The organism is Mycobacterium sp. PSTR-4-N, from assembly GCF_022348085.1.
GTDB lineage: Bacteria > Actinomycetota > Actinomycetes > Mycobacteriales > Mycobacteriaceae > Mycobacterium.
Window position 1 is genome coordinate 22,462 of the sequence record NZ_JAKRFN010000034.1, and the last position, 26,470, is coordinate 48,931.

Annotated in this window: 30 protein-coding genes and 1 tRNA gene; 20 read left to right on the forward strand and 11 right to left on the reverse strand. The window is 69.2% G+C overall.

The window, feature by feature from the left end:
• Positions 1-109: 109 nt before the first annotated feature.
• Both MHN84_RS28190 and MHN84_RS28195 read right to left on the reverse strand, forming a co-directional pair.
• The gene (locus MHN84_RS28190) at positions 110-2,104 is read right to left on the reverse strand and encodes an ATP-dependent DNA helicase (RefSeq protein WP_241207767.1); all 1,995 of its coding nucleotides are present in this window, start codon (positions 2,102-2,104) and stop codon (positions 110-112) included.
• A 4-nt stretch (positions 2,105-2,108) separates the two neighbouring features.
• Positions 2,109-3,452 (reverse strand): nicotinate phosphoribosyltransferase, encoded by a 1,344-nt coding sequence (locus MHN84_RS28195; RefSeq protein WP_308192996.1) that lies wholly within the window; start codon positions 3,450-3,452, stop codon positions 2,109-2,111.
• 53 nt (positions 3,453-3,505) lie between these two features.
• Between MHN84_RS28195 and clpS the strand changes: the two genes are divergently transcribed.
• From clpS to rdgB, 11 genes are all read left to right on the forward strand, one after another.
• The gene (clpS, locus tag MHN84_RS28200; RefSeq protein ID WP_241207768.1) at positions 3,506-3,808 is read left to right on the forward strand and encodes an ATP-dependent Clp protease adapter ClpS; all 303 of its coding nucleotides are present in this window, start codon (positions 3,506-3,508) and stop codon (positions 3,806-3,808) included.
• A gap of 7 nt (positions 3,809-3,815) precedes the next feature.
• Entirely contained in the window at positions 3,816-4,400 is a 585-nt protein-coding gene (locus MHN84_RS28205; RefSeq protein WP_241207769.1) for a DUF2017 domain-containing protein, read from the forward strand.
• Positions 4,400-5,434, forward strand: a complete 1,035-nt coding sequence (locus tag MHN84_RS28210) for a P1 family peptidase (protein ID WP_241207770.1) — start codon at positions 4,400-4,402, stop codon at positions 5,432-5,434. Before MHN84_RS28205 ends, MHN84_RS28210 begins: the two co-directional genes overlap by 1 nt.
• A gap of 10 nt (positions 5,435-5,444) precedes the next feature.
• A complete protein-coding gene (locus MHN84_RS28215) occupies positions 5,445-5,861 on the forward strand; it encodes a M67 family metallopeptidase (RefSeq protein ID WP_308192997.1) in 417 nt (138 codons plus the stop codon).
• A gap of 38 nt (positions 5,862-5,899) precedes the next feature.
• Positions 5,900-6,172, forward strand: a complete 273-nt coding sequence (locus MHN84_RS28220; RefSeq protein WP_241207771.1) for a MoaD/ThiS family protein — start codon at positions 5,900-5,902, stop codon at positions 6,170-6,172.
• Positions 6,169-7,131 (forward strand): cysteine synthase, encoded by a 963-nt coding sequence (locus tag MHN84_RS28225; RefSeq protein WP_241207794.1) that lies wholly within the window; start codon positions 6,169-6,171, stop codon positions 7,129-7,131. The genes MHN84_RS28220 and MHN84_RS28225 overlap by 4 nt, the downstream gene beginning before the upstream one ends.
• Positions 7,122-7,808, forward strand: a complete 687-nt coding sequence (locus MHN84_RS28230) for a rhomboid family intramembrane serine protease (RefSeq protein WP_241207772.1) — start codon at positions 7,122-7,124, stop codon at positions 7,806-7,808. Before MHN84_RS28225 ends, MHN84_RS28230 begins: the two co-directional genes overlap by 10 nt.
• Positions 7,805-8,635 carry a glutamate racemase gene (gene murI / locus MHN84_RS28235; RefSeq protein WP_241207773.1) on the forward strand — a complete coding sequence of 277 codons (831 nt, stop codon included), beginning with the start codon at positions 7,805-7,807 and terminating at the stop codon, positions 8,633-8,635. The genes MHN84_RS28230 and murI overlap by 4 nt, the downstream gene beginning before the upstream one ends.
• A gap of 58 nt (positions 8,636-8,693) precedes the next feature.
• Positions 8,694-9,467 carry a cyclic nucleotide-degrading phosphodiesterase gene (locus tag MHN84_RS28240; protein ID WP_241207774.1) on the forward strand — a complete coding sequence of 258 codons (774 nt, stop codon included), beginning with the start codon at positions 8,694-8,696 and terminating at the stop codon, positions 9,465-9,467.
• Positions 9,468-9,567: 100 nt separating this feature from the next.
• On the forward strand, positions 9,568-10,350 hold the full coding sequence (gene rph / locus MHN84_RS28245) for a ribonuclease PH (RefSeq protein ID WP_241207775.1): 783 nt from the start codon (positions 9,568-9,570) through the stop codon (positions 10,348-10,350).
• Positions 10,347-10,955: an RdgB/HAM1 family non-canonical purine NTP pyrophosphatase gene (gene rdgB / locus MHN84_RS28250; RefSeq protein WP_241207795.1), complete on the forward strand. Its 609-nt coding sequence runs from the start codon at positions 10,347-10,349 to the stop codon at positions 10,953-10,955. The genes rph and rdgB overlap by 4 nt, the downstream gene beginning before the upstream one ends.
• A gap of 1 nt (position 10,956) precedes the next feature.
• Here the strand turns inward: rdgB and MHN84_RS28255 are convergent, their stop codons facing one another.
• Both MHN84_RS28255 and MHN84_RS28260 read right to left on the reverse strand, forming a co-directional pair.
• Entirely contained in the window at positions 10,957-11,301 is a 345-nt protein-coding gene (locus tag MHN84_RS28255) for a DUF3817 domain-containing protein (protein ID WP_241207776.1), read from the reverse strand.
• Positions 11,298-11,678, reverse strand: a complete 381-nt coding sequence (locus MHN84_RS28260) for a hypothetical protein (RefSeq protein ID WP_241207777.1) — start codon at positions 11,676-11,678, stop codon at positions 11,298-11,300. The genes MHN84_RS28255 and MHN84_RS28260 overlap by 4 nt, the downstream gene beginning before the upstream one ends.
• A gap of 36 nt (positions 11,679-11,714) precedes the next feature.
• On the opposite strand from MHN84_RS28260, the gene MHN84_RS28265 reads away from it, so the two are divergent.
• Positions 11,715-11,799 (forward strand) — tRNA-Leu (locus MHN84_RS28265).
• A gap of 82 nt (positions 11,800-11,881) precedes the next feature.
• On the opposite strand, the gene MHN84_RS28270 is transcribed toward MHN84_RS28265, so the two are convergent.
• On the reverse strand, positions 11,882-12,124 hold the full coding sequence (locus tag MHN84_RS28270) for a hypothetical protein (RefSeq protein ID WP_241207778.1): 243 nt from the start codon (positions 12,122-12,124) through the stop codon (positions 11,882-11,884).
• Positions 12,125-12,290: 166 nt separating this feature from the next.
• Here MHN84_RS28270 and MHN84_RS28275 point away from each other — a divergent pair, with 166 nt between their 5' ends.
• Entirely contained in the window at positions 12,291-13,184 is an 894-nt protein-coding gene (locus MHN84_RS28275) for an alpha/beta fold hydrolase (protein WP_241207779.1), read from the forward strand.
• A 6-nt stretch (positions 13,185-13,190) separates the two neighbouring features.
• On the opposite strand, the gene MHN84_RS28280 is transcribed toward MHN84_RS28275, so the two are convergent.
• Positions 13,191-13,463 carry a WhiB family transcriptional regulator gene (locus MHN84_RS28280; protein WP_241207780.1) on the reverse strand — a complete coding sequence of 91 codons (273 nt, stop codon included), beginning with the start codon at positions 13,461-13,463 and terminating at the stop codon, positions 13,191-13,193.
• A 123-nt stretch (positions 13,464-13,586) separates the two neighbouring features.
• Here MHN84_RS28280 and MHN84_RS28285 point away from each other — a divergent pair, with 123 nt between their 5' ends.
• Positions 13,587-14,237 carry a TetR/AcrR family transcriptional regulator gene (locus tag MHN84_RS28285; RefSeq protein WP_241207781.1) on the forward strand — a complete coding sequence of 217 codons (651 nt, stop codon included), beginning with the start codon at positions 13,587-13,589 and terminating at the stop codon, positions 14,235-14,237.
• Here the strand turns inward: MHN84_RS28285 and MHN84_RS28290 are convergent.
• The 3 genes from MHN84_RS28290 to MHN84_RS28300 are packed head-to-tail and all read right to left on the reverse strand — an operon-like array spanning position 14,220 to position 17,080.
• Positions 14,220-16,019, reverse strand: a complete 1,800-nt coding sequence (locus tag MHN84_RS28290) for a sulfatase-like hydrolase/transferase (RefSeq protein WP_241207782.1) — start codon at positions 16,017-16,019, stop codon at positions 14,220-14,222. The genes MHN84_RS28285 and MHN84_RS28290 overlap by 18 nt on opposite strands.
• Positions 16,016-16,462, reverse strand: a complete 447-nt coding sequence (locus MHN84_RS28295) for an SRPBCC family protein (protein WP_241207783.1) — start codon at positions 16,460-16,462, stop codon at positions 16,016-16,018. Before MHN84_RS28295 ends, MHN84_RS28290 begins: the two co-directional genes overlap by 4 nt.
• 39 nt (positions 16,463-16,501) lie before the next feature.
• Positions 16,502-17,080: a TetR/AcrR family transcriptional regulator gene (locus MHN84_RS28300; RefSeq protein WP_241207784.1), complete on the reverse strand. Its 579-nt coding sequence runs from the start codon at positions 17,078-17,080 to the stop codon at positions 16,502-16,504.
• Positions 17,081-17,196: 116 nt separating this feature from the next.
• Between MHN84_RS28300 and MHN84_RS28305 the strand changes: the two genes are divergently transcribed.
• The 4 genes from MHN84_RS28305 (at position 17,197) to MHN84_RS28320 (ending at position 22,279) form a co-directional block, all read left to right on the forward strand.
• Positions 17,197-19,437: an acyl-CoA dehydrogenase gene (locus MHN84_RS28305; RefSeq protein WP_241207785.1), complete on the forward strand. Its 2,241-nt coding sequence runs from the start codon at positions 17,197-17,199 to the stop codon at positions 19,435-19,437.
• Positions 19,438-19,452: 15 nt separating this feature from the next.
• Complete coding sequence (locus MHN84_RS28310) at positions 19,453-20,661, forward strand: thiolase family protein (protein WP_241207786.1); 1,209 nt, start codon at positions 19,453-19,455, stop codon at positions 20,659-20,661.
• On the forward strand, positions 20,662-21,069 hold the full coding sequence (locus tag MHN84_RS28315; RefSeq protein ID WP_241207787.1) for a Zn-ribbon domain-containing OB-fold protein: 408 nt from the start codon (positions 20,662-20,664) through the stop codon (positions 21,067-21,069).
• 64 nt (positions 21,070-21,133) lie between these two features.
• On the forward strand, positions 21,134-22,279 hold the full coding sequence (locus MHN84_RS28320) for a thiolase family protein (protein ID WP_241207788.1): 1,146 nt from the start codon (positions 21,134-21,136) through the stop codon (positions 22,277-22,279).
• 4 nt (positions 22,280-22,283) lie between these two features.
• Here the strand turns inward: MHN84_RS28320 and MHN84_RS28325 are convergent, their stop codons facing one another.
• Positions 22,284-23,582, reverse strand: coding sequence for an acyl-CoA dehydrogenase family protein (locus tag MHN84_RS28325; RefSeq protein WP_241207789.1), 1,299 nt, complete (start codon positions 23,580-23,582; stop codon positions 22,284-22,286).
• Positions 23,583-23,674: 92 nt separating this feature from the next.
• Between MHN84_RS28325 and MHN84_RS28330 the strand changes: the two genes are divergently transcribed.
• Entirely contained in the window at positions 23,675-24,352 is a 678-nt protein-coding gene (locus tag MHN84_RS28330) for a 2-C-methyl-D-erythritol 4-phosphate cytidylyltransferase (RefSeq protein ID WP_241207790.1), read from the forward strand.
• Here the strand turns inward: MHN84_RS28330 and MHN84_RS28335 are convergent.
• A complete protein-coding gene (locus tag MHN84_RS28335) occupies positions 24,318-25,034 on the reverse strand; it encodes a 2-C-methyl-D-erythritol 4-phosphate cytidylyltransferase (protein ID WP_241207791.1) in 717 nt (238 codons plus the stop codon). The genes MHN84_RS28330 and MHN84_RS28335 overlap by 35 nt on opposite strands.
• Positions 25,035-25,138: 104 nt before the next feature.
• Between MHN84_RS28335 and MHN84_RS28340 the strand changes: the two genes are divergently transcribed.
• Positions 25,139-26,350 carry a low temperature requirement protein A gene (locus tag MHN84_RS28340; protein ID WP_241207796.1) on the forward strand — a complete coding sequence of 404 codons (1,212 nt, stop codon included), beginning with the start codon at positions 25,139-25,141 and terminating at the stop codon, positions 26,348-26,350.
• Positions 26,351-26,470 lie beyond the last annotated feature (120 nt).

Here is a 26,470-nt window from a genome sequence, read left to right on the forward strand (position 1 = left end):
CTGCCGCCTTTCGGGTCGTACCGCGGCCCGCCGCGAAGACGCCGGCCACCTGCGAGGTCGAGAATAGTGACCCGGCTCGTCCGCTGCCGGGTAGTCGATCAACCTCGGGTCAGTCGCCTCCGTGCAGCCGCCGCAGCGCCGCGCGCACCGCGTCACCGTCGGTGGTCGCCCAGTACGGCGGCAGCGACGATCTCAGATAGCCGCTGTAGCGGGCGGTCGCCATCCGGGAGTCGAGGACGGCGATCGCCCCGCGGTCGTCGACGCGGCGCAGCAGCCTGCCGGCGCCCTGGGCCAGCAGCAGCGCCGCGTGGCTGGCGGCGACCGCCATGAAGCCGTTGCCGCCTCGCGCGGCGACGGCACGCTGGCGAGCCGTCAGCAGCGGATCGTCGGGTCGGGGGAAGGGGATCCGGTCGATCAGCACCAGGGACAGCGACGGGCCGGGGACATCGACGCCCTGCCACAGCGAGAGGGTGCCGAACAACGAGGTCTGCTCGTCGGCGGCGAAGCGCGCGACGAGCGCGGCGGTGCTGTCCTCGCCCTGACACAGCACCGGGGTCACAAGGCGGCCGCGCATGATCTCGGCCGTGGCTCTCGCAGCGCGCATCGACGAGAACAGACCCAGGGTGCGACCGCCGGCCGCCTCGATCAGGCCGGCGATCTCATCGAGCTGTTCTGCCGAGCCGACGCCGTCGCGCCCGGGCGGCGGCAGATGCGCGGCGACGTAGAGGATCGCCGACCGTGCGTGATCGAACGGCGAGCCGACGTCGAGTCCGCGCCAGCGGACCTCGGCGTCCGGCGTGTCGGCGAGCCCCCACGCCGCGGCCATCGCGTCGAAGTCTCCGCCCACCGTCAACGTCGCCGAGGTGAGCACCGCGGTCGTGGGCCCGAACAGGCGCGCACGCAGCAACCCGGCGACCGACAGTGGGGCGACGCGCAGCAGTGTGCGATTGCCCGAGCGGGCGTCCTCGATGTGTTCGACCCAGACGACGTCGGTGCGATCCGGGATCGCGGGCACGAACGAGGCGAGGATCCGGGCAGCCGTGTCGGCGACATCGCCGAGCGCGGTCGCGGCTTCGGCGCGTGCGGTGGTGGTTTTCGGATCGTTGGGCGCCGTCTCGACCGCGGTGCGGGCCCGGCTCGCACTGTCGCGCAGCACGCTCAGATAGCTGCCGAGCTCCTCGTCGAGAACGTCGATGCGGCCCGGCCGGGTGTCGAACAGCGCCGACGACAGCGTGGCGGCGGCCGCCTCGAAGCGTTCGGCGAGCTCGGCATCGACCACCCGCGCAGCCCGGCGCTGCGCCACCCCCAGCGATGTCGCCGACAGCTCGGCCGTCGCCACCCCCGTCACACGGTCCACCAGTTCGTGGGCCTCGTCGATCACGAGGAGGTCGTGCTCGGGAAGCACGTTGGCGTCCCCGATCGCGTCGATGGCCAGCAGCGCGTGATTGGTCACCACGACGTCGGCGTCGGCGGCCCGGTCACGCGCCCGTTCGGCGAAGCAGTCGGTGCCGAAGGGGCATCGCGACACCCCGATGCACTCGCGCGCGGAGACGCTGACCTGCGCCCAGGCGCGGTCGGGCACCCCGGGCACCACGTCGTCGCGGTCGCCGGTCTGCGTCTCCGACGACCACTCGGTGAGCCGGGCGACGTCGCGGCCGAGTGCGGTGGACGCCGCAGGGTTGAACAGCTGGTCTTGAGGCTGATCATCACCTACCTCGGTTCCGGATCCGTTGTGAATCTTGTTCAGGCACAGGTAGTTTCCGCGGCCCTTGAGGAGCGCGAACTCCGGGCGCCGGGGGAGATGAGGCGTCAGCGAATCGGCGAGGCGGGGCAGATCGCGGTCCACGAGCTGGCGTTGCAGCGCGATGGTCGCGGTGGACACGACCACGGGCCGCTCGTCGGCCAGTGCGTGCGCGATCGCGGGCACCAGATAAGCCAGTGACTTGCCGGTTCCCGTGCCGGCCTGCACGGCCAGGTGTTCCCCGGTGGTGAACGACTGGGCAACGGCCTCGGCCATCGCGACCTGTCCCTCGCGATGTGCGCCGCCGAGGGTGGAGACGGCGGCGGCGAGAAGTTCGGCGACCTCGCCGGGCCGGGTGCTCACCGTCCTACCGTCCGCGCGGGGCGATCATCCGGGTCGGGATCGCTGGTTCGCCCTTCGACAGCTTCAACCCGTCCCACGGCAGGCTCAGCAGGCCCTGCGCCACGCGCTCTCTGGCAGCCGCGAGCGACAGATCGGCGACGGTGCGTCCGTCGCGCACCATCGGCGTCGTCACCGGGCGGGCCACCAGATCGGACGGCACGTCGGGCTCCTCCTGGTGGGGGTGGACGATTTCCTCGACGATCGTGCCGGACTCCTTGGCCAGCCGCACGGCCCGTTTGCGGCCGCCGTGGGACTCCTTGTGGCTGCTGCGCTTGGCCACCGGCAGACCGTCGACCTCGACGAGCTTGTAGACCATGCTGGCGGTCGGCGCACCCGACCCGGTCACCACCGACGTGCCCACCCCGTACAGGTCGACCGGTTCGGCCCGCAACGCGGCGATCGCGAACTCGTCCAGGTCGCCGGAGACGACGATCTTGGTGCCGGTGGCGCCGAGCCCGTCGAGCTGGGCCCGCACCTGGCGGGCCAGCACGCCCAGGTCGCCCGAGTCGATCCGCACGGCACCCAGTTCGGGGCCGGCGGCCTCGATCGCGTTGGCGACGCCGGCGGTGATGTCGTAGGTGTCGACCAGCAGCGTGGTCCCGACCCCCAGTGCGTCGACCTGCGCGCGGAACGCCGCCTTCTCCCCGTCGGACGCGGATTGGCCGGCCGCCGAGTGCAGCAGGGTGAACGCGTGGGCGCTGGTGCCGAGCGCGGGTACGCCGTGGGTGCGCTCGGCCTCCAGGTTCGACGATCCGGTGAACCCGGCCAGGTAGGCGGCCCGCGACGCGGCGACCGCCGCGGCCTCGTGTGTGCGGCGCGACCCCATCTCGATCAGCGGGCGGCCCTGCGCGGCACTGACCATGCGCGCCGCCGCGGAGGCGATCGCGGTGTCGTGGTTGAAGATCGACAACACCAGCGTCTCGAGCAGCACACACTCGGCGAACGTGCCGTGCACGGAGAGCACCGGGGAGCCCGGGAAGTACAGCTCGCCCTCCGGGTAGCCGTCGACGTCCCCGCTGAAGCGGTAGTCGGCGAGATAGGCGAGCGTGTCGGCGTCGCAGAACTCTTCGAGTGCGGCCAGTTCAGCCTCGCCGAACCTGAACTGCGGCAACGCTTCCAGGAAACGGCCCGTCCCGCCGGTGACGCCGAAGCGCCGGCCGTCGGGCAACCGCCGGGCGAACACCTCGAACGAGGTGCGGCGGTGGGCGGTGCCGTCCTTGAGTGCGGCCGCGAGCATGGTCAGCTCGTACTTGTCGGTCAGCAGGGCCGGTGAGGGGCGCGCAGACGGGTTCTCCGGCGACGAGGTCACCGCCCAACCGTATCGGTTCGGGGCAGGGGCGCGGTCCCGGTATTCTTGCCGGCATGGTGACGCCGGCGAAGGCACGACCGGATACCCGCGAAGAGCGTGAGGTGAGCTCCGACGCGGCGGCGGACACCCCGTGGGTCACGATCGTGTGGGACGACCCGGTGAACCTGATGACGTACGTGACCTACGTGTTCCAGAAGCTGTTCGGCTACAGCGAGCCGCAGGCCACCAAACTGATGCTGCAGGTGCACAACGAGGGCAAGGCCGTGGTCTCCGCCGGCACCCGGGAATCCATGGAGGTCGACGTGTCCAAGCTCCACGCCGCCGGGTTGTGGGCGACGCTGCAGCAGGACCGCTGACCCGGCTGTGCGTAAATGGAAGAGGGTCGACGGCGGTGACGGCCCGAGGTTCCGGTCGGCGCTGGCCGCCCACGAGGCCGACCTGCTGTCCAGTTTGGTGACGTCGCTTCGCGACATGCTCGACGAGCGGGCCGCCTCGGCACCGGTCGACGAACTCGCCGAGATCACCGGCATCAGGACAGGCAATTCGACTGCGCCGCAGGACGATACGATGAAGCGTTTGCTGCCGGACTTCTACAAGCCGGCGACCGAGCATCCCGCCGGTTCGGGTCCGGCCGAGAGTCTGAACAGCGCACTGCGCAGCCTGCACGAGCCCGAGATCATCGACGCCAAGCGTGCGGCCGCGGAACGTCTGCTCGCCACGATGCCCCCCGGTGGTGGAAAGTTCGAGCTGTCCGAAGACGATGCCCAGGCATGGGCGTCGGCGGTCAACGACGTACGCCTGGCGCTGGGCACGATGCTCGAGATCGGCCCCGAAGGGCCCGACCGGCTTCCCGGCGACCATCCGATGGCCGGGCACCTCGATGTGTACCAGTGGCTGACCGTGCTGCAGGACTACCTGGTGGTGAGCCTGATGGGCACGGGTCGCTGATGCCGGGCACGATCACCGACGTCGCCGGCATCCGCGTTGGACACCACCACGCGATCGACCCCGACGCGGAACTCGGTTCCGGGTGGGCGACCGGCACCACCGTCGTGCTGACGCCGCCCGGCACGACTGGCGCGGTCGACGGCCGAGGTGGCGCGCCGGGCACCCGTGAGACCGACCTGCTGGACCCGAGCAATTCGGTGCGGCACGTGGATGCGGTGGTCCTGACCGGCGGCAGCGCGTTCGGGCTGGCCGCCGCGGACGGTGTCATGACGTGGCTGGAGGAGCGGCAGCGCGGCGTGGCCTTGACAGGTGCCGGCGGCGGCGGGGTGGTGCCGATCGTGCCCGCCGCGGTGATCTTCGATCTGCCGGTGGGCGGCTGGCAGTGCCGGCCGACCGCGGAGTTCGGTTACCGCGCGGCGGCCGAGGCGACGTCCGAGGTCGCGATCGGCACCGTCGGCGCGGGCGTCGGCGCGCGAGCGGGGGTGCTCAAGGGTGGGGTCGGAACCGCGTCGGTGACCCTCGACATCGGCGTCACCGTCGGCGCGCTGGTCGTCGTCAACTCCGCCGGCGACGTCGTCGACCCGGACACCGGACTGCCGTGGCAGGCCGGCCACATCGAGGAGTTCGGCCTGGTGGCGCCGCCCGCCGACCAGATTGCCGCCTACGCCGACCGGCACGGCGAGCTGAGTCCGCTCAACACCACGATCGCCGTGGTGGCCACCGATGCCGCGCTGAGCAAGGCGGCCTGCCGCCGCGTCGCCGTCGCCGCGCAGGACGGCCTGGCCCGCACGATCCGGCCGTGCCACACTCCGCTGGACGGCGACACGGTGTTCGCGCTGGCCACCGGCGCCGTCGACGTCGAACCCGACCCGACGATCCCGGCATCGATGTCCCCGGAGGTGCCACTGATGACGGCGGTGGGCGCCGCCGCGGCCGATGTGCTGGCCAGCGCGGTGCTGGCCGGAGTGCTGGCCGCCGGTGAGGTCGCCGGAATACCGACCTACCGCGGGCTGTTGCCCGGAGCGTTCGAATGAAGGAGAGCGGGTGCTGACGATTCGTGCTGACCTGGTGGCGGCGATGGTCGACCATGCGCGCGCCGACCACCCGGACGAGGCGTGCGGGGTGATCGCCGGACCCGAGGGTTCCGATCGGCCCGAGCGGTTCATCGCGATGGTCAATGCCGAGCGCTCGCCGACGTTCTACCGGTTCGACTCCGGCGAACAGCTCAAGGTCTGGCGAGCCATGGACGACGCCGACGAGGCACCCATCGTCATCTACCACTCGCACACCGCCACCGAGGCCTACCCGAGCCGCACCGACATCTCCTACGCCTCCGAGCCCGACGCCCACTACGTACTGGTGTCCACGCGTGACCCCGACGAGCACGAGCTGCGCAGCTACCGCATCGTGGACGGTGTGGTCACCGAAGAACCCGTCACCGTAGTCGAGCAGTACCAGTAGCCAGCCCAGACCCGATCCCCCAACCGAGGAGTCTCGCCATGTCCGTCACCGTGTCCATCCCGACGATCCTGCGCACCCACACCGGCGGCGAGAAGCGGGTGTCGGCGTCCGGTGCCACCCTGCAGGCGGTGATCGACGACCTGGAAGCCAACTACTCGGGGATCACCGAGCGCCTCGTCGACAACGGCAAGCTGCACAAGTTCGTCAACATCTACGTCAACGACGAGGACGTGCGGTTCTCCGGCGGCCTGGACACGGCGATCTCCGACGGGGATTCGGTGACGATCCTGCCTGCCGTGGCGGGAGGCTGATGAGGTACGACTCCCTGCTCCAAGCGCTCGGCGGCACGCCGCTGGTCGGGTTGCCGCGGCTCTCGCCGGCCTGGGATGGCGATCCGCACGTCCGGCTGTGGGCCAAGCTCGAAGACCGCAATCCGACGGGCTCTATCAAGGACCGCCCGGCGCTGCGCATGATCGAAGAGGCAGAGCGTGACGGCCGCCTGCACCCCGGCGCGACGATCCTCGAACCGACGAGCGGCAACACGGGCATCTCGCTGGCGATGGCGGCCCTGCTCAAGGGCTACAACATGATCTGCGTGATGCCGGAGAACACCTCGATCGAGCGCCGCCAGCTGCTCGAACTCTACGGCGCGCGCATCATCTACTCTCCGGCCGAGGGCGGTTCCAACACCGCCGTCGCGCACGCCAAAGAGCTTGCCGCGCAGAATCCTTCCTGGGTCATGCTCTACCAGTACGGCAACCCGGCCAACGCCGCCGCGCACTACGAGGGCACCGGGCCCGAACTGCTGGCCGACCTGCCCGAGATCACCCACTTCGTGGCGGGCCTCGGTACCACCGGCACGCTGATGGGTACGGGCCGCTTCCTCCGCGAGAACGTGCCGGGAGTCCAGATCGTCGCGGCCGAACCGCGGTACGGGGAGGGTGTGTACGCGCTGCGCAACATCGACGAGGGCTTCATCCCGGAGCTCTACGATCCCGACGTGCTGACCACCCGCTTCGCGGTCGGCTCCTACGACGCGGTGCGCCGTACCCGTGAGCTGATCCAGGTGGAGGGCATCTTCGCGGGTATCTCCACCGGTGCGATCCTGCACGCGGCGCTGGGTATGGCGAGCAAGGCCCTCAAGGCGGGGGAGCGCGCGGACATCGCGTTCACCGTGTGCGATGCCGGGTGGAAATATCTGTCGACCGGTGCGTACGCCGGTAGCCTGGACGACGCAGAAGATGCGCTGGAAGGGCAACTATGGGCGTGACGGGCACCGGTGGAGGTCCCGGCCCGACCGCGGGGCGGGAGCGCCCCGCCTGGCTCGTCGGCGGGGTCACCATCGTGTCGTTCGTCGTATTGCTCTGGGTCATCGAGGCTTTCGATGCAGTGAGCGGGCATCGGTTGGACAGCAACGGGATTCGACCACTGGAGACAGACGGGCTGGCGGGCATCCTGTTCGCCCCACTGCTGCATTCCAATTGGGAACACCTGATGGCCAACACCGTTCCGGCGTTGGTGCTCGGGTTCTTGATGACGTTGGCCGGGCTGTCTCGCTTCGTGTTCGCCACCGCGATCATCTGGTTGGTCGGCGGGCTCGGTACCTGGCTGATCGGCAACGTCGGCGCCCAGTGCCCCTACGTCGGGGTGCGCTGCGAGACCAACCACATCGGGGCGTCCGGCCTGATCTTCGGCTGGCTCACCTTCCTGATCGTGTTCGGCTTCTTCACCCGCAAGGTGTGGCAGATCGTCGTCGGGATCGTCGTGCTCTTCTTCTACGGCAGTGTGCTGCTCGGCGTCCTGCCCGGCACGCTCGGCGTCTCCTGGCAGGGCCATCTCAGCGGTGCGCTCGCCGGGGTGCTCGCTGCGTACCTGTTGTCCGGCCCGGAACGGCGCACGCGCGCGGTCGGCAAGGGCGCCCCCGCTCCGCCCTACCTCTCCCGATGAGCGCGGAGTTGCCGATCGGCATCTTCGATTCCGGGGTCGGCGGTCTGACCGTGGCCCGCGCGATCATCGATCAGCTGCCCGACGAGGAGATCCTGTACGTCGGTGACACGGCCAACGGTCCCTACGGTCCGCTCACGGTGCCGCAAATTCGTGAGCATGCTCTGGCGATCGGCGACAACCTCGCCGAGCGGGGCATCAAGGCGCTGGTGATCGCGTGCAACACCGCGTCGTCGGCGTGCCTGCGAGACGCGCGGGAGCGGTATGCGCCGATCCCGGTCGTCGAGGTGATCCTGCCGGCAGTCCGGCGCGCGGTCAGCACCACGCGCACCGGCCGGGTGGGGGTCATCGGCACCGCGGCGACCATCGCGTCCGGCGCCTACCAGGACGCCTTCGCCGCCGCCCGCGATCTCGAGGTGTTCTCGGTGGCGTGCCCGCGCTTCGTCGACTTCGTGGAGCGTGGCGTCACCAGCGGTCGGCAAGTGCTCGGCCTGGCCGAGGGATACCTGGAACCGCTGCAGCAGGCACAGGTCGACACGCTGGTGCTGGGCTGTACCCACTATCCGATGCTGTCGGGCCTGATCCAGCTGGCGATGGGCCAGGACGTGACACTGGTGTCGAGCGCCGAAGAGACAGCAAAGGACCTGCTGCGGGTGCTCACCGAGCGCGATCTGCTGCGCCCGCACCCCGTTGACGGGGGTCCCGCGCCGCGCCGGGTGTTCGAGGCGACGGGCGATCCGGAGGCGTTCACGCGGTTGGCGGCGCGCTTCTTGGGGCCCACCCTCGACGGTGTGCGCCATGTGCACGGTCACGCCCGAAGCAGGACATGATCTCGGTCGCGCAAAGCGGCGATGTTTTCCGCGTGGCGCTGGCGGGCATGGCAAGCTAGTGGGCGTGCGAGTCACCGTACTGGGGTGTTCCGGCAGTGTGGTCGGTCCCGATTCGCCCGCGTCCGGTTATCTAGTGACCGCACCCGACACACCGCCGCTGGTTCTCGACTTCGGCGGAGGGGTCCTCGGTGCGCTGCAGCGCTACGCCGACCCGAATTCGGTGCACGTCCTGCTCTCGCATCTGCATGCCGATCACTGCCTGGATCTGCCCGGGCTGTTCGTGTGGCGGCGGTATCACCCGAGCCCGGCCACAGAGCGGGGGGTCGTGTACGGGCCAGCCAACACCTGGGCGCGGCTGGGAGCGGCGTCGTCGCCCGAGGGTGGGGAGATCGACGACTTCAGCGACATCTTCGACATCCGGCATTTCGTGGACAACCAGGCCGTCGAGATCGGGTCGCTGACGATCGTGCCCCGCCTGGTGTGTCATCCCACGGAGTCCTACGGCATGCGCATCACCGATCCGTCCGGCGCCACGCTGGTGTACAGCGGGGACACCGGCTACTGCGACGCGCTCATCGACCTGGCGCGCGACGCGGATGTGTTCCTGTGTGAGGCGTCCTGGACGCACGATCCGAGCCGTCCCCCGCGGTTGCACCTGTCGGGCACCGAAGCGGGTCGCGCCGCGGCCAACGCGGGCGTCGGCGAACTGTTGCTGACCCATATCCCGCCGTGGACGTCGCGCGAAGACGTCATCAGCGAGGCCAAGGCCGAGTTCGACGGGCCGGTGCACGCGGTCGTCGCCAACGAGGCGTTCGACATCACCCGCGCCTGATTTTCTTCCGCCCAAACCGACGTTCGGGTGGGAAAGTGCGAGACGTGCCCGCCTGTACGTCGATCTCGGCGCTGTCATGACGACCCGCTAGGGTTGGCCCGTGTCCAGACGAGAAGACGGCCGGCTCGACGACGAGCTCCGCCCGGTCACTTTGACCCGCGGTTTCACCACGCATCCGGCGGGATCGGTGCTGGTCGAGTTCGGACAGACGCGGGTGATGTGCACTGCGAGTGTCACCGAGGGTGTTCCGCGCTGGCGCAAGGGTTCCGGTCAGGGTTGGCTGACTGCGGAGTACGCGATGTTGCCCGCGGCCACGCACGACCGGTCCGACCGGGAGTCGGTGAAGGGCCGCGTCGGTGGCCGCACCCAGGAGATCAGCCGGCTGGTCGGGCGCTCGCTGCGCGCCTGCATCGACCTGGCCGCGCTGGGGGAGAACACGATCGCGATCGACTGTGACGTGCTGCAGGCCGACGGCGGCACCCGCACCGCGGCCATCACCGGCGCCTACGTCGCCCTGGCGGATGCGGTGACCTACCTGGCCGCTGCCGGCAAGCTGAAGGACCCGCGGCCACTGTCGTGTGCGATCGCCGCGGTGAGCGTCGGCGTCGTCGACGGCCGCATCCGGGTCGACCTGCCCTACACCGAGGATTCCCGCGCCGAGGTGGACATGAACGTCGTCGCGACCGACACCGGCACGTTGGTGGAGATCCAGGGCACCGGGGAGGGCGCTACGTTCCCCCGCTCGACTCTGGACAAGATGCTCGACGCGGCGATGGCGGCCTGCGACCAACTGTTCGTGATCCAGCGTGAGGCGCTGGAGTTGCCGTATCCGGGAACGCTGCCGGAAACGGGCGAGCCCGCGAAGAAGGCGTTCGGAAGCTGACCCGGCTGCTGGTTGCCACTCGCAACCCCAAGAAGCTGACCGAACTCCAGCGGGTGCTCGATGCCGCGGGGGTGAGGGGTCTGTCACTGCTGTCGTTGGCCGACGTTCCTGCGTTCGACGAGGCCCCCGAGACCGGCGCGACCTTCGAGGACAACGCGCTGGCCAAGGCGCGGGACGCTCACGCCGCGACGGGCCTGCCTGCAGTGGCCGACGACTCCGGTATCGAAGTCGACGCGCTCAACGGCATGCCCGGCGTGCTCAGCGCGCGGTGGTCAGGCCGGCACGGCGACGACGCCGCCAACACCGCGCTGCTGCTCGGTCAGCTGGCCGACGTCCCCGACGAGCGCCGCGGGGCGGCGTTCGTCTCGGCCTGTGCGTTGGTCCACGGTCCCGGCGACGCCGACGCCGTGGTGGTGCGCGGCGAGTGGCGTGGCACCGTGGCGCCCGAACCGCGCGGCGCCGGGGGTTTCGGGTACGACCCGGTCTTCCTGCCGGCCGGTTCGGAGCGCACAGCTGCCCAGTTGACTCCGCAGGAGAAGGACGCGGCGTCGCACCGAGGGCGCGCGCTGGCCGCGTTGTTGCCGTCGCTGCGCGCGCTGGTCTGAGTCAGAGCCCGAATTGGGCCCTGATGTTCTGCGTCTGGAAGTGCTCGACGATGATGCCGACCAGTGGAATCGTGCCCGCCAGCAGGATGCCGACGGTCTTGGCGATTGGCCAGCGGACCTTCACCGCCAGGTTGGCCGTGAAGAGCAGGTACACGAAGTACACCCAGCCGTGCACGACGGCGATCCAGCCCAGCGAGTCGTCGCCGAAGCCGTACTTCATCACCATCTCGTAGCACAGGGCGATCAGCCAGACACCGGTCGCCCACGCCATGACCCGGTAGCCCGTCAGGGCTTTGCGGACGGTCTCGACGGATGCGAGCGGCGAGGGGGATTCGGGTGCGGTCACGTACCGGTTCCTGTCGTCTTGTCGTCGCCATTGCTTCTGGCGAGTTCTGCGAGATATGCGTTGTATTCGCGCAGCGTCACATCGGCTTCGATCGGCGCTGCCTTCGGTCGCTCGGGGAGTAGGCCCGCCGGGATCTCAGTGGGCGTCTGCGTGTTCTGCGGGGCGGGCGGCGCGTCCTCGTAGCGGACGAACTTGTAGTAGGCGTAGATGCAGAAGCCGGCGAACGCCGGCCACTGCAGCGCGTACCCCAGGTTCTGGAAGTCGCCGGAGGTCGATTCGAAGCGTGTCCACTGCCACCACGCCAACGCGAGGCAGCCCGAGGCAGCAGCGATCGTCAGCAGGATGAGCGCCGGCCTCCTACGCCGCGTAGTGGACACCGCTCAACGGTACCGCGTTACGATCGTCAGGCTCATGCGCGAGTGGCGGAATGGCAGACGCGCTGGATTTAGGTTCCAGTGTCCTTAGGACGTGGGGGTTCAAGTCCCCCCTCGCGCACCAACTCTGGTGCTGGTGTGCGTCCAGAGCGTCGAATCACCCCGAACTCAGCGCTGTACGCACACCAGGGACTCAGCCGGCCGAATCAGGCAGAGACCTCGACCGGCGCAGGCTCACTCGCCTGGGACGTGAAGCAGAACATGCTGGCTGCGAAACTGAGCAACGCGACGGCTCCGGACAGCAAAGCGAACAACGGCTCCGACAGACTCCAGCTGCCGAGAGCGAACGCGAGCGCGATGATCGCCGAGATCAGCAGGAACAGCCCGGTGGTGGCCACGGCCTCGTTGAAAGGGTCGTCTTTACTGACGTTTTCGGGCCTCGTGGCCATGACTTCCTCCTCCGGCTGCCGGCATCCCAGCGTGTCGACGGAAAGTTACCCGCTCGTCAATGTGGGAAAACCTGACTTAGCGTGACTGTGGTCACCCCTGCGCCATGAGAGTGTGTTCTGCGACGACGGGTCGCATGATGCCCGCGGACAGGGGAACTTTCTTCTCATGAGCGACGTGAAGTTCATGGATCTGCACGGCGATCGGCTCGCCTACCGGGACGAGGGCAGCGGTGAGGAGGTGCTGCTCCTCATCCACGGAATGGCGGGCAGCTCGGACACCTGGCGGTCCGTCATCCCGCGGTTGGCCAAGCGATACCGCGTCATCGCCCCCGACCTGCTGGGCCACGGCCAGTCCGCGAAACCCCGCAGCGACTACTCGCTGGGTGCCTTCGCTGTGGGTCTGCGCGATTTTCTCGACGAGCTCGGCGTCTCTCACGCCACCGTCGTCGGTCAGTCGCTGGGCGGCGGGGTCGCTATGCAGTTCGCCTACCAGCATCGCGAGTACTGCCGCCGGTTGATTCTGATCAGCAGCGGCGGATTGGGTCAGGACGTTGGATGGACACTGCGGCTGTTGTCCGCGCCGGGGGCGGAGCTACTCCTGCCGGTCATCGCGCCTCCGCCGGTGGTGCGGGTGGGCAACGCCATCCGGGGCTGGTTCTCGGCGCACAGCATTCGCTCGCCACGCGGCGCCGAGATGTGGAGCGCGTACGCATCGCTGTCGGAGGCGCAGACCCGGCAGGCATTCCTGCGCACTCTGCGGTCGGTGGTCGACTATCGCGGCCAGGCGGTCAGCGCGTTGAACAGGCTGTACCTCACCTCAGAGCTGCCGACTCTGGTGATCTGGGGCGACGACGACCGGATCATCCCCGTCGAGCACGGGCATGCGCTGGCAGAGCTCCGGCCGGCCTGCCGGCTCGAGGTGCTCCACGGGGTCGGGCACTTCCCGCACGTCGAGGAGCCCGACGCCGTCATCGAACTGATCGACGACTTCATCGGGGCCACCGCAGAACCTGACGAGCCGGTCGATTCCCCCTCCCTGGAGTCCTCCGACCTGAGGTGATCGGGTTCAGCGTTTACGGACGGGGTGTCCGTTGCGCTCGGCGAGTGAACGCAGCTGCTTGAGCGCGAACTGCCGGTTGCGGCCGCCTTCGGGCAACACGATGCCCGCCCACAAACCGACGGCTCCCGGCGTGAGGCACGCCTCACGAGCGCACTGCCACCTGCGCGGGCACGACCGGCACAACTCTTTGGCGCCCTCGTCGGTGGCGGTGGTCCACCGGTCGGGATCGCGCGTGCACGGCGCGGTCCACGGCACTTCCTCGATCGACAACGGATTCATGGCCACACCCCTTTTCTCGCCCTCACGTATTCCCCGTTGCTGACGACGATACGCATGTATGGCAATGACGATACATTTGTATGGTGGCACCCGCCCGTGGGCGCAGTTGTCTACGGTTACGTCGTGGCCTCTGACTCGCGCGGCGGAAGATCCGACGAGCCCCGCAACATCGAGCGAATTCGGCAGGCCGCGCTGCGTAGTTTCGCCCAGAGCGGGACCGGCGCGACCACGATGCGGGGGGTGGCCGCCGCCGCCGGTGTGTCACTCGGTCTGGTGCAGCATCACTTCGCCACCAAGGCAGGTCTGATCGCTGCTGTCGACGAGTTCGTCCTCGAACTCGTGGTGTCGTCGATGGCGCGACCGCTGCCGGAACCCCCTGTCGATTCAGTCGCGGAAATCGGCGGACGCGTCACCGCGATCATGGCCGACTATCCAGACGTGGCCGGTTATCTGAGCCGGGCGCTGGTCGACGGCAGCCCCGTCGGAGTCCGGCTCTTCGACGCTCTGATCGGCGTGGGTGTGGCGCGGTGGCAGCAGCGCATGGACCGCGGCGAGGTGCGCCCGGACGTCGACGTGACCTGGGCGGCGATCAACGGCATCGTGCTGGCCCTGGGTGCCATCAGCCTCCGCTCGCACATCGATCGGCATCTTCCCGCGCCGCTGACGCAACCGGTACAGCTCGAACGGTGGCAACGGGCTGTCGACACACTGCTGCGCGACGGTCTGTTCGTGCCGGAGTCGGAGCGGCCGGACGGTTCAGCGCCGACGGAGTAGACGACCCGGACGCCGACGTTCCGGCGGCCGACGCCGGGCATACGGCCACGGTTGGTTTCTTTCCGGGACTGCCTCGGCGCGAACGGTTTTGAGCTGGGTCCTGAGGTAGGTACGCAGCTCGAGCAGGCCGTCGTCGGTCCACCGGTTGTGCACCTCGGTGGGATCGGCGTCCAGATCGTAGAGCTCCCATTGGTCGTCGAGCGGGTCCGATCGGTACATGGGCCCGCCGATGCCGGTCGTCGCCAGCTGCCGCACTCCCGGCTCTGTCCACGTGGCGGGATCGTCGAAGGAGCGGACCAATTTCCACAGGTGGCCTGCCCCGTTCGGCGCGATGTCCTCGTCGACGCGCAGCACCAGGCCTTCGAAGTTGGCGGCGGTGTGGGCCGGGATCCGGATGCGCAGCGGTCGGGGCACGGCAGACGTCAGCCTCAGCATGCGGGCCACGCCCGACGCTCCGGTGTCGCCTTCCAGGACGTTGTCGCGTGTCATGAGGTACACCGCGCGGTCGCTGTCGGCGTCGGCGCCGTCGACGACCGGCATCAAGTCCCGGCCGGGCAACGGGTGCACTTCGGTGAACGACTCGGCGAGTGCCCGGGCAGTGTCCGGCACGTCCACGCCGGCGGCGGCGAGCAGAGTGGGCACCAGGTCGACGTGGGACGTGGGCGCGCTCACGGTACGAGCTGTCGTCGACCGGCGCCCGACGCGGGCGATGACCAGCGGGACGCGCGTGGCCTCGTCGTACAGGTTGAACCACTTCTGGTGCAGCCCACCGTGCGCACCCAGCAGATCACCGTGGTCGGCGGTGCGTACCAGTACCGCGTCGTCGGAGCCACCGTCGGTGACCGCGCGGCGGACCCGGTCGATCGGGTCGTCGACCTCGGCGTGCAGACGGTAGTACAGATCGCGGTAGCTCTGCGCGTTGCGTTCGTAGGTGCGCTCGATCACCCTGCTGGGGCCGTAGCCGGAGTAGTAGGCCTCCCGAAAAGCGATCTGGGCCGCGGGTTTTGCGGACAGGTCCTCGTCGGCAGAGGGTGCAGGCGGTACGGGTGGGGGATCGAGGGGGGACGCACGTAGCGGACTGCGCCGCGACCACGCGGGGAACAGCACGATGTCATGCGGGTTGACGAAGCTCGCGACGAGCAGGAACGGGCGCAGGGCGGCCGCGTCGCCGCGTCGTCGCCGTGCATAGCGGTCCTCCAGCCATGCCACCACGCGATCGGCGATCAGCGGGTCGCGGCGAATGCCGGCGTCGGACAGCTTGGCACCGTGGGGCTCTGGGCCCACCCACCCGGAGAAGCCATACGGGGCAAGGGGATCAGCCTCCAGGTACCGCGCAACGGCGTGCGGGTCGACCACGCCGTGGGAGTCGTTGGTGGCCAGCGCGCCACCTGTTTCGGGGTCGACGAGATCGGCGTGCGAGATGTGCCACTTGCCGTCGTAGTGGGTGTCATAACCGGCTGCGCGAAACCAGTTGCCGAGCGTCGGGACCTCACCGGGACGAAGCCACCGCAGGCGGGAGTCATCGTGCGCCTTGCCGATCCCGTCGGTCTGGGTGACGCCGTGCAGATCGGGATACTGCCCGGTGAAGATCGTCGGCCGGCTCGGCACGCACGCGAGTGAACCCGTGTAGTGGCGGAGGAACTGCACGCCGTGGGCATCGAACCAGGCGCGACCGGGCAGCATCTCGCGGCGCCAGGCGCCCAGTTCGGCTGGTTCGTAGGGTGGCGCCGCCCGCTCCTCGTCGGTCATGACGATCACGATGTCCGGGCGCCCTGGTGTCATGACGGGATCCTCTCGGTTGTGCGGGCCAAGGACTGCAGCAGCGCTTCGCAACGCTGAGCCAGGTGACGGGCCAGCGCGCGTTCGGCGACGGGGCGAATCAGCGGGGTGGTGGTGGAGACCGAGCAGGTCACCGTGACCACGGTTGTGTCGTCGCGTGGGTGCAGCACCCATCTGTGGGCCGCCGAGAAGCGCCGGGGGACGCCATCGATCGTGTACCCCAGCGCGAGAGGCGGCGCGAATTCGTTGATCGTCTCGAGTACGGCGTTGCGACCGATCTGCACGCGACGCTGTGAACCCACCCGTGGCGGTCCGTCCGTGTCGCGCAGCATGCAGCAGTGGTCGACGCCGGAGGCCCACCGGGCCAGGCCGCCGAAATCGGCCAGCAGCTCCCACACCTGGGCTGCGGGCGCGGCGACCGTCCGCTCGCGGCTGAGCTCGGTCATGGGTTCATCATCGTCGCTGGCGCCCGCCGGCGTGGGAGATCAGCGTGCGGTGAGCCCGGCGAGCACCATTCGCGTGAGCGACTCCGCGCGGTCGGTAGGGAATGCCCGTCCTTGTGTGAGCACGGCGTGGACGATGCCGCCGACGATGGCGTCGGTGGCATCGGCGACCGATGACTCGCCGAAGCCGGCGCCGCAGAGACGATCACGGACGGCGTCATGCAAGGGGATGGTGAACCCCGCCCGCAGCCGCTGCGCGGTCTCGGGATGTTCGATGCCGGCGACGGTGAGGAAACGCAACATCGCGTTCCCCCGAGCCGTGGTCAGTGCCGCGGCGAGTTCGACGGCCCACACGCAGACGTCCGCCACGACGTCTGCGGTGGCGGGTACCGGGCGCAGGATGCGGTCGGCGTCGGCGAGGATCACATCGGCGGCCAGGGCGTGCCGGCTCGGCCACCAGCGATAGATGGTCTGCTTGCCGACGCCGGCGCGGGCCGCCACCGCCTCGATGGTCAGTCTGTCGAAGCCGCGCAGCAGCAGGAGTTCCCGCGTTGCCGTGACGATCGCCTGGCGTGACTTCTCGCTGCGTCGCCGTGGTGCGTTCGCCGTCGTCGTGGCCATGGCCGTCCTCCTGTCCGACCTCCCGTCGTCTTTACAGGCTGGGGTCGTGCCCGTAGTGTCCCACAAGACGAGACGTTGCGTCTCGTGAAACGTGACGTCGACGAGGGGTGAGGGCAGTGACACCGGCACCGTCGATCGGCCTGACCCCGGAACAGGCGCAGCTCGCCGCTGCAGTCACCGACTTCGCGGCGCGGCATGCGCCGATCGACAAGACGCGCGCCGCCTTCGGCTCGCTCACCGCCGGCAGCCTGCCAGAATGGTGGGATCGATTCACCGCCAACGGATTCCACGCCGTACATCTGCCCGAGCAGCTCGGTGGCGGAGGGGGCTCGGTGACCGACGCCGCCTGTGTCGTCGAGGCCGCCGCCACCGCGATGCTCCCTGGCCCGGTTCTTGCCACGGTCGTCGCGGGCGCGATCGCCACGCTCGCCGACGACGAGCCGGCCGCACGCGAGCTCATCAGCCGGCTCGCGCAGGGAACTTCCGCGGCAGTAGTCGTCGACCGCGACGTGCTGCGGGCGACGGCCACCGACGACGGCTGGTCGCTGAGCGGCACGACGACGGCCGTCCCGGGTATCTGCTCGGCGCAGGTCGTCCTCGTGACCGCGCATTCGGCGGGCCGCACGCTGTGGCTGCTCGTCGATCCGACGGCCGCGGGCGCCGACGTCACGCCGCTCGACGGCACCGACAAGACCGTCGACGTGGGCGTGCTTCGGCTCGACCGCTACGCCTGCCCGGCGCGTAGCCGTCTCACGGGAATCGACGACCTCAGAGCGCAATGCCTGTCGCTCGCGTTGACCGCGGCGGCCGCGTCCGGGCTCATCGGGTGGTGCGTGACCGCGGTGACCGAGCATCTGCGCACCCGCGAACAGTTCGGCAAGCCGATCGGTGCGTTCCAGGCGCTGCAGCACCAGGCGGCCATGCTGCTGGTCCACAGCGAACTCGCGACCGCGGCCGCCTGGGATGCCGCCCGCTCGGCATCAGAGTCGTTGACGCAGAACAGGATCGCGTGTGCGGCGGCCGCTCTGATGTCGATCGGGCCCGCCCCGGGCCTGGTGCTCGACGCGCTCACGATGTTCGGCGCGATCGGCTACACCTGGGAACACGACCTGCACCTGTACTGGCGCAAAGCCACCAGCCTGGCCGCCTCGGTCGGCCCGATCAGCCGTCATGCGTATCAGCTCGGCGCCCTGACACGCACCGAGAACCGGGACATCTCGGTAGGACTCGGTGACCTCGACGCCGACTTCCGCGCTTTCGCGGCCGGGGTGCTCGACGAGGCCGCCGCCTTGCGCAACGATCAGCCCGGACGGCAGGGCGACTACCCGAATCTCGCCACAGGGCCGCAGCGAAACCTGCTCGCCGATGCGGGACTGATCGCCGCGCACTGGCCCCGGCCATGGGGTGTCGATGCCACCACCCGGCAACAGCTGATCCTCGACGAGGAGTTCGCGAAGCGGCCCACGCTGGTGCGTCCTTCACTGGGCATCGCCGAGTGGATCGTGCCCTCGCTCATCAGCGCGGCGCCCGAGCATGTGGCGCAGGAACTGATCCCGCCGACGCTGCGGGGCGAACTGGGCTGGTGCCAGTTGTTCAGCGAACCCGGTGCGGGTTCTGATCTGGCGGCGCTCACGACGCGCGCCACCAAGGTCGACGGCGGTTGGCGCATCACCGGACACAAGATCTGGACGTCCTCGGCGCACACCGCCGACTACGGGGCGCTGCTGGCGCGCACCGACCCCGACGCCGCCAAGCATCGGGGCATCGGCTACTTCATCGTCGACATGCGTTCCGAGGGCATCGATCTGCAACCGATCCGCCAGGCGACCGGTGAGGCACATTTCAACGAGGTCTTCCTCACCGATGTGTTCGTGCCCGACGACCGGCTGCTGGGCGGCCCCACAGACGGCTGGCGTCTCGCCATCGCGACCATGGCCCAGGAGAGGGTGGCGATCAGCGCCTACATCAAGGACGACCGGGCCGCCATCCTGCGTGACCTGGCCGGCCGCGGCGGGCCGGAGCACGTCCAGGTGCTGACCGCGCTCGGCGACGCCGACGCGTTCGCGATCGCGATCAAGGTGCTGGCCGTGCGCGAGTTGATGCGGCTGCTCGACGGGCAGGAACCCGGTCCGGCATCGAGCATCGCCAAGGTCGCGATGAACGTCATGTTGCGCCGAACCTTCGCTGCGACCCTCGAATTATCGGCTCCCGCAGGGTTGCTGGAGAGCGGCGAAGCCGACGGTGTGCCGTTGATCGAGCAGTACTTCCACCTGCCTGCCGAGTTGATCGGTGGGGGCACCAAAGAGATCCAGCTCAACATCATCGCCCAGTTCATTCTCGGGCTACCCCGACCCTGATCGACAGGAGCGCACATGGGTCTACGTGGCGAGGCGGCCATCGTCGGTTACGTCGAGCTGCCACCCGAGCGGCTGAAGTCGGCGGGCGTGGCTCCCTTCATGATCGAGCAGTGGGCGGAATTGGCCGCGGCGGCGCTGGCCGACGCGGGCTTGTCCGGTGAGGACGTCGATGGCATCGTCACCACCAATCTCGCCGAGTCGGAGATCTTCGTACCGTCGACGATCGCCGAATACCTGGGCGTGCGTGCGAATTTCGCCGAGCTCGTCGATCTCGGCGGGGCCAGCGCGGTGGCGATGGTGTGGCGCGCGGCCGCGGCGATCGAGCTCGGCATCTGTGACGTCGTCGTCTGTGCGATCCCGGCGCGATATCTGACGCCGACTTCGCTGCGGCGGCCGCGGCCGCTGACCGATGCGGTGTTCTTCGGTGCGTCGAGCAATCAGTACGGTTCCCCGCAAGCCGAGTTCGAGATCCCGTACGGCAACGTCGGACAGAACGGGCCATACGGTCAGGTCGCTCAGCGCTATGCGTCGATCTACGGTTACGACGAACGCGCCGTGGCCAAGATCGTGGTCGACCAGCGGGTGAATGCCAACCACACCGTCGGAGCGATCTGGCGGGACGTTCCGCTGTCGATCGAGGATGTGCTCGCCAGCCCGGTGATCGCGGATCCGCTGCACATGCTCGAGATCGTGATGCCCTGCGTCGGCGGGGCCGCCGTGGTGGTGACCGGCGCCGAGGTGGCCGCCCGTGCGACCCGGAGGCCCGTGTGGGTCAAAGGGTTCGGCGAGCAGGTCCCGCACAAGACACCCACCTATGCCGACGACCTGTTGCACACACCGATGATCCGCGCCGCAGAGACCGCGTTCGCGATGTCGGGTCTGAGCCGCGCGCAGATGGACATGGTCTCGATCTACGACTGCTACACGATCACGGTGCTGCTGAGCCTCGAGGACGCGGGCTTCTGCGCCAAGGGCGCCGGCATGCAGTTCGTCACCGAGCACGACCTGACCTTCCGTGGCGACTTTCCGGTCAACACCGCCGGCGGCCAACTCGGGTTCGGCCAGGCGGGCAACGCAGGCGGGATGCACCACGTGTGCGATGCCGCCCGGCAGATCATGGGTCGTGCCGGGGCGGCGCAGGTGGCGGACTGCCACCGGGCGTTCGTGTCCGGCAACGGCGGGATCCTCTCCGAGCAGACCACCCTCGTACTGGAGGGAGACTAGATGAACCTCGAGCGGCCGATGCCGGTGAAGACGCCCACCACGGCACCCTTCTGGGACGCGCTGGCCGAACGCCGGGTGGTGATCCAGTACTCGCCGTCGGCTCAGTCGTATGTGTTCTACCCGCGTGTGCGGGCCCCGCGCACGCTCGCCGACGATCTGGAATGGCGCCAGATCTCGGGAATGGGAACGCTGTACACCTACACGGTCGCGCGCCGACCCGTGGGACCGCATTTCGCCGGCGCAGTTCCCCAGCTGCTGGCGATCGTGGAATGGGATGAGGGACCGCGGTTCTCGACCGAGCTGGTCCACGTCGAGCCGGCCGACATCACCATTGGCATGCGGGTCCGTCCGGTGTTCTGTGACTACCCCGAGCACGACATCACGATGTTGCGCTACGAACCGGCCTGACCGCCGTGTAATTTCGAGCCGAACTCGCACGGGCGGTGTCCTCGCCCAGAGGGGAGCGGAGTCCATGCGCGAGACCGTCATCGTCGGAGCGGTGCGCACACCTGTCGGTAAGCGCAACGGCGGATTGTCCGAGCAACACGCGGCAGATCTGTCGGCGCTCGTGCTCAACGAACTGCTCGAACGGACGGCGGTCGATGTCGAGCTCGTCGACGACGTCATCTGGGGTTGCGTGTCGCAGGTCGGTGACCAGTCGAGCAACATCGGGCGGTTCGCGGTGCTGGCGGCGGGCTGGCCCGAGCGGATACCCGGCACGACGGTGAACCGGGCCTGCGGATCCAGCCAACAGGCGCTGGATTTCGCGGTGCAGGCCGTGATGTCAGGCCAGCAGGATCTGGTGGTCGCCGGGGGAGTCGAGGTGATGAGCCGGGTTCCGCTGGGTGCAGCGCGCGCCAGCGGCATGCCCTATGGGCCCAAAGTGCTTGCCCGATATGACGACTTCTCGTTCAACCAGGGCCTCTCGGCGGAGATGATCGCCCGCCGGTGGAACCTGTCGCGCGCACGACTCGACGAATACTCCGCGCGCTCGCACGACCTGGCCGCCACCGCCCAGGACAACGGTGCCTTCGCTGACCAGATCGTGCCGGTCTTCACCGGCACCGACGTCGTCACCGCCGACGAGGGTATCCGGCGCGGCACCACCGTGGAAAAACTGGCGGCGCTGAAGCCGGCATTCACCGACGACCGGGTGATCCACGCCGGCAACTCCTCGCAGATCTCCGACGGGGCGGCCGCCCTGTTGGTGACGACCGCGGAGTACGCGGTGAATCTGGGTGTGACGCCGTTGGTGCGCTATCGCGCCGGCGCGGTGACCGGGGCGGATCCGACGCTGATGTTGACCGCGCCGATCCCGGCGACGGAGAAGGTCCTCCACAAGGCCGGCCTCGACCTTGGCGACGTCGGGGTGTTCGAGGTCAACGAGGCGTTCGCGCCGGTGCCCCTGGCGTGGCTGGCCGACACCGGCGCCGACGAGGCCAGGCTCAACCCGCTCGGTGGTGCCATCGCGCTGGGTCACCCGCTGGGCGCGTCGGGCGCGGTGTTGATGACGCGGATGATCCACCACATGCGCGACAACGACATTCGCTACGGTTTGCAGACGATGTGTGAGGGCGGGGGCACCGCCAACGCCACCGTCGTCGAACTCGTGGCGTGATCGTTCACTGGTTGCCGATGTCGCGTTCGAGGTGTTCGGCCAATCGCGCCCGCGCCGCGTCACGCTTGCGCGGCAACCACTCTGACGGCCACACGTCGTCGCTGGCGGAGTAGGCCCGCAACACCTGTTTGGCCACCGTGGTCTTGTGCACCTCGGTCGGACCGTCGGCCAGTCCCAGTACCGCGGCGCCGGTCACCATGGACAGCAGCGGCATCTCGTTGCTGACCCCGAGTGCGCCGTGCACCTGCATCGCACGCCAGGCGATGTCGTGCAGCACCGTCGGCATCACGACCTTCACCGCCGCGATGTCCTTGCGTACGACCTTGTAGTCGTTGTACTTGTCGATCTGCCATGCCGTGTAGAGGACCAGCAGGCGGAACTGCAGCAATTGTGCGTAGCTGTCGGCGATGTAGGCCTGCACGGTCTGTTTGTCGGCCAGCAGACCACCCGCGGTCCGGCGGCTCAGGGCGCGCTCGCACATCATGTCGATGGCCTTGCGGGCCAGCCCGATGGTCCGCATGGCGTGGTGGATGCGGCCGCCGCCCAGCCGGGTCTGGGCGATCACGAAGGCCTGTCCTTCGCCGCCGAGCAGCGCTGAATCCGGCACGCGCACATCGCGGTAATGGATCAGCGCATGGCTGCCCTCACCGTCGGGTTCACCGTGCAGGCCGACGGTGCGGACGATGTCCACTCCGGGGGTGTCGGTTGGGATCAAGAACATCGACATGCCCTGGTATGGACTCACATCCGGGTTCGTCACCACCATCACGATCAGGAACGACGCGGTGGCGGCGTTGGAGGAGAAGTACTTCCAGCCGTTGATCACCCAGTGGTCCCCGTCGCGAACCGCGCGGGTGGTGAACTGCGTCGGGTCCGCGCCGCCCTGCGGTTCGGTCATCGAGTAGCTCGAGAACAGTTCGCCGTCGAGCAGTGGCCGCAGGTAGCGCTCCTTCTGTTCGGGCGTGCCGTAGTGCGCGAGGATCTCCGCGTTACCGGTGTCGGGGGCTTGGCACCCGAAGATGACCGGTGCCCAGGCCGAGCGCCCGAGGATCTCGTTGAGCAGCGCCAACTTCAGTTGGCCGTAGCCCTGCCCGCCGAGGTCCGGACTCAGATGCGTCGCCCACAGCCCTTTCGCGCGCACCCGGCGTTTGAGGTCGTCGACGACGGTGCGGCGCGCCGCAGTCAGCGGGGTGTACTGCAGGTGCGGCCACACCAGATCGAGGGGCTCGACCTCGTCGCGGACGAAGGCGTCCGCCCAATCCAGCAGCTCCTGATAATCGGGGTCGGTAGCGAAATCCCACATGCGGCCTCCTCGTCGCGGTGCGCTCACCTCACCCTGTCCGCGTGGTGCTGGCGGCGGAGCGTTTTCGGGTCATTCGGTATAGCCTCGGCCGCGTGGACCTGACCGCGATCGTTCCCGTGCCGGCGTCTGTGGCCGATCGGGCCGATACCGTGCTGACGCCGATCGCGGGCGAGTCCGCACTGATCCGGGTGGTGCGAGCGCTGGCCGAGGTCGCCACCGTCGTGGTCGCTGCCGCGCCCGCGCTGGCGGAGCCGGTCGGCGAACTGCTTGATGCGCAAGGGTTTTCGCAGGTATCAGTGGTTGCAGCGGCGGCGCCCGGGGACGCCGCGGGCTGTGTTGCGGCGGCGCTGGAGCAGGCTGCTGCCGCCGGGGACGTTCTGGTCCACGATGTCGGCTGGCCGCTGGTGGACCCCGAGGTGGTGCACCGGCTGGTGGCGGCGCTGCATGACGGCGCGCAGTGGGTGGCGCCCGCTCGGCCCGTCACCGACAGCATCAAGGCCGTCGACGACGACGGCGTCATCGTGGCGACACTGGATCGCGCGGAACTGGAGGTGGTGCAGTACCCGCGCGGGTTCGCCGCCGACGTGTTGCGACGCGCCGTGTCCGGCGTCGCGGCCGACCGGTTCGACGACCTCGACGCTGTGCTGTCCGCCCACGCCACGCTCCACCTCGTCACCGGCGACCCTCACGCGTTCGGTGTCGAGCTGCCTCGCGACGCCGACTATCTCGCGGCCGTCATGGCGAGCCGGCAGTCCGGTTCTGCGCGGTGAGCAGGTGATGGGCCACCGCGACGTCGCCCGGATAGGTCACCTTCAGGTTCGCCGCGCTGCCGGGGAAGGTGTGCACCGCGACGTCGGTGTAGCGCTCCACGCAGGACGAGGTGTCGGTGCCTTCGAAGCCGTCGCGCTCGGCGCACCGATAGGCGGCGAGCACCTCGCGCGCGCGAAACGCCTGAGGGGTCTGCACCCGCACCACCGCCTCGGTCAGCGGTCGCACCACGCCGTCTCGCACGCGGGCCAGACCGGTGACCGCGACGGTGGGCAGCGCTCCGCCGACGCCGCGGGCCAGAGTGATCGCCGTGGCGAACATGCCCGCGTCGGCCAGCGGGCGGGCGGCATCGTGGATCAGCACCACGTCGACGGCACCGGATTCGATGTCACCGGCCAGGTGGCGCAGCACATTCAGCTCGGATTGGTGCCGGGTCGGTCCGCCCTCCACGAACTCGACAGCAGCGCCGGGCAATTCGCGGGCCACGGTGCTGCGCGCCAGGTCCGATTCGCCCTGCCGGAACACCAGCACGGTGCGCGCCACCTCGGGCATGCGGGCCAGCGTGTCCAGCGACCACACCAGCATGCTGCGGCCGTCCAGCCTCAGGTAGGCCTTGTTGCCGTCGGCACCCACGCGGGAGCCGCTGCCCGCGGCCAGGACCACGGCCACCGCGTCGGAATCCATGGAGGCACAGTATCTCCGGTACGGTCCACACCCAGCCCGGAAGGGGGTAGCCGGTGACCGAACAGCCGCACGCGCCGAGCTCCGCGGCGCATCGCGCCCGGAAGATGATCGGTCGCGATCCGCACGAGTCCCATCGCGCCGCGACGCCGCTCGAGCTGCTCTTCGACCTGACCTTCGTCGTCGCGTTCGGGATCGCGGCCTCGCAGCTCGCCCATCTGCTGGCCGCAGGCCACGTCCTCGCCGGGCTCGCAGCGTTCTTCTTCGCGACGTTCGCGGTGAGTTGGGCGTGGATCAACTTCAGCTGGTTCGCCTCGGCGTTCGACACCGATGACTGGGTGTACCGCCTGACCACCATGCTGCAGATGGTGGGGGTGATCGTGCTGGCGCTCGGGATTCCGGCGTTGTACAGCTCGATCGAGCACGGCGGTCACGTGGACAACGCCGTGGTCGTCGCGGGCTACGTCGTGATGCGCGTGGCGATGGTGACGCAGTGGCTGCGCGCGGCGCGCCAGGACCCCGCCCACCGCGGCGCGTGCCTGACGTATGCGCTGTGGATCACGCTCGCGCAGGTGGGCTGGATCGTCGCGATCTTCGTCCACACATCGCTCGCCGTCACCGCCGTGATCGTCATCGCGCTGGTGCTGGTCGAGCTGATGGGCCCGGTGCTGGCGGAGTCGACTCGCGGTGGCACGCCGTGGCACGCCCACCACATCGTGGAGCGGTACGGGTTGTTCACGATCATCGCGCTCGGCGAGGGTGTGGTCGGCACGGTCGCCTCGCTGACCGCCGTGGTGGAGGCACAGGGCTGGACGTTCGATGCGGCGTTCGTCGCGGTGGCCGGCATCGGATTGACGTTCGGCATGTGGTGGACCTACTTCGCGCTGCCGCAGGCCGAGATCCTGCACGTGCGCCGCGAGCGCTCGTTCTGGTTCGGCTACCTGCACATCATCGTGTTCGGAGCCATCGTGGCCACCGGCGCCGGTCTGCACGTGGCGGCGTACTACGTCGAGCACCACACGGAGCTCGGATCGGTGGCCACGGTGCTGACCGTCGTCGTGCCGGTCGGGGTGTACCTGCTGATGATCTACGTGCTGGGAGCGGTGTTGACGCGCACCCTCGCGCTGTTCCACGTCGCGGTGATGCTGGTGACCGCAGCCGTACTGGCGGCGGCGGTGGTGTTGGCGGCGGCCGGGGTGTCGATGGCCAACTGCCTGCTCGTCGTCACCCTCGCTCCGGTCGTCTCGGTCGTGGCGCACGAGCTGCGGGGCCACCGGCACACTGCCGCCGCGGTCTCCCGCGCACTGGAGAACCGCTGATATAGATCGAGTTAGTCCTTCTCAAATGCCTCCGGAGGTGTCAGGAAGGGATCTGTAACCGATCTCTTTGGGGTCCGTATGTTGACGCGCGCGGACCTCCTGACACGCCCCGGAGGTGTC